Source organism: Winogradskyella pelagia (assembly GCF_017581965.1).
GTDB lineage: Bacteria > Bacteroidota > Bacteroidia > Flavobacteriales > Flavobacteriaceae > Winogradskyella > Winogradskyella pelagia.
On sequence record NZ_JAGEVF010000046.1, the window covers coordinates 1 to 662 of the forward strand.

Here is a 662-nt window from a genome sequence, read left to right on the forward strand (position 1 = left end):
ATAACAGATGCCGTGGCCTGGTCTATGTCATAGACATAATCGCCATCTTCTAAAACTTTTGGATACGTTACCAATAGCTGTTTGTAATTGCCGTCTGGGAACATGGTAAGGATATAATTTTTGAGCACGGCACTCTCACCGTCCTCTGCCATAAAAGTATAACTTTCATAGATATCCGTTGTAATCACCTGCACATAACTGGTGTCTATACTAAAGCCATAGGTCTCTGAGGTCATTCTGTAGGTATTGTCAATTTGTGTTTTGCCAAATTTCTTTGCAATGAACATGCCAACCTGTTTCTTGGCCGCAAAAAGGGAATCCGTATCAGACACCCTTGCTATTCTAAGTTCTGGAAAATCTATTGCACCGAGATTGACGTCCTCAGCCTCTTGCAGAGCGGGCTCTTTTTCGCAACGTGTTAGGGCTAGCAGTATAAGCATTGCCCATATTAATTTGTTTTTCATAAAATTTATAAAGACTAAAATGTTACATATTAATCGCTATAAATCAGTTTTTAGGGAGGGATGGGATAAAATTACCTAGGGACGTTTTAGAGAGAAAACCAGAGAATGTTAAAATGGAGGAACATTTGCAATTACTTTTACGGTTTTTCCGTAATCAATTAAAAGGCGGCACAAAAAAAGGACCTATTTTAAAATAAG

Annotated in this window: 1 protein-coding gene; it reads right to left on the bottom strand. The window is 38.2% G+C overall.

All coding sequences use genetic code 11. The features are described from left to right. Nucleotides 1–464 (bottom strand): hypothetical protein (locus J4050_RS15190; protein ID WP_208155464.1); only part of this gene is annotated, 464 nt, incomplete at its 3' end. Nucleotides 465–662 lie beyond the last annotated feature (198 nt).